At 73.7% G+C, this 1704-nt stretch carries 2 protein-coding genes; both read right to left on the bottom strand.

The features are described 5' to 3' along the window. Positions 1-763: transposase (locus tag G5C62_RS26890; protein ID WP_164703396.1), on the bottom strand; the 763-nt coding region annotated here is incomplete at its 3' end. Positions 764-1056: 293 nt separating this feature from the next. After that, positions 1057-1704: CdaR family transcriptional regulator (locus tag G5C62_RS26885; protein ID WP_206330899.1), on the bottom strand; the 648-nt coding region annotated here is incomplete at its 5' end.

The following is a 1704-nucleotide window of genomic DNA, read 5'->3' as shown; positions in this document are numbered from 1 at the left end:
CCTCGGCCACCACCGCCTGCAGTGAGGCGATCTCGCTGTTGAGCCCGGTGATGAGCCGGACGTGGCTGGCCACGATGGCTGCGTAGGCGGCCTCGATCTCCGGTGCCAGGCGCAGCGCCGGCGCCCGCAGCACCGCCTGGATCGCCTCGGCCTTGGCCTCGGGGCCGCGACGGTGGGCCCGAGCCAGCGCCGCGGTGATCTTCGACCTCGACAGGCGCGCCGCCCGTGCCGGATCGGGAGCGCGCTCGAGCAACTCCAAGGCATCGGAGGCGGCCAGCTCGGGGAAGGCCTCGAGCGCGGCGGGGAAGAACTCCCGAAGCGCGCTGCGCAACCGCTGCAGGTGGCGGGTGCGGTCCCAGATCGCGCTCTGATGCACCCGCGCCACCATCTTCAGCCCCTCCACCGCCGGGCTGTCCCCGGCCATCGGCCGGTGGTGAGCCCGATCGAGGCGGACGATCTCGGCGAGCACGTGCGCGTCACCGCGGTCGGACTTGGCACCGGAGGCGCCGTGCCGTTCCCGGTAGCGGGCCACCTGCACCGGGTTGAGCGGGAACACCTGATAGCCAGCCCCGACGAGGGCAGACACCCACGTGCCACGGTCGGTCTCGATCCCGATCACCACGCTCTGCGCGACGAACCCGGTCTCGGGGTCCACGTCGTCGTCGGTCAGGTGCTCGGCGATCAGCTCGTGCAGCCGGGTCAGCCCGGCGATGCCCTCGGGCAGCCGGGCCCGGCCCAGTCGGCGCCCCTGATCGTCTTGCACCTCGACGTCATGGTGGTCCTCGGCCCAGTCATCGCCAACGAACAGCATCCCGCCCCCTCCAGTCGGTTCACTGCGGTCGGCAGCGCGGAGGGAGACAGCCAGCGGACTAATGGTCAAGTGCTCACCGGCTCACGGCCGGGGCACGTCATCCCATCAGCGATCACGCCCCCTCACGACCGGTGGGCGCACGATCTGAGGCTAGGAATCCAAGCGTTCCAGTCGACGAGAGTGCTGACCCACCGGCCGCTACCGGAGCCGAACCTGCCAGAAACTGGAAGGCCCGGTAAGCCCCATTAGTCGACGACCAGCCGGCGGCGGGGCCAGCCGAGCATCCGGGCCCCGGTCACGGCGACCAGCAACGGCAGGTGGTCGGCCGGGTCGGTGGCGTCGTGTCCGGTGAGGGCGTGCACGCGCTCGATCCGGTAGCTGACCGCGCGCACGCTCAGGTGGAGGGCGCGGGCGGTCGCCGCGGCGTTCCCGCCGGTGGCGAAGTAGGCGGCCAGCGTGCACACCAGTGGCTCGGCCCCGCCCCGGGCGTCCACCAGCGGGCCGAGCACGGTCTGCACCAGGTCGGCCATCGCCGTCTCGTCGCGCAGCAGCACCCGGTAGACCAGCAGGTCACGCGCGTGGACGACGGGCTGCGGCAGCTCCAGCCGGGCCGCCAGGTCCAGGGCGTCGATGGCCTCCCGGTAGGAGCGCAGCACCCCGCGCGGCCCGGCGTGCGGGCGCCCGACCCCCACCCGCCACGACGAGCGGTGGGTCAGCCGGGCAACGGCCCGGCCCACCACCTCGGCCAGCTCCTGCGGGCCGATCCCGCCACCGCCGCGGCCGTCGGCGGCGGGCGAGGAGAGCATGCACAGCAGCCGCCCGTCCTTGGCGGCGACCAGGAGGCCCTGGCCGTCCGTGCGGGCGCGGACCGCCGCCTCGACCGCACCGGCCAC

The sequence above is a fragment of the Modestobacter sp. KNN46-3 genome (assembly GCF_011039295.1).
Note: the sequence above shows the minus strand (reverse complement) of the source record. Positions and strands in the feature narration are given on the sequence as shown.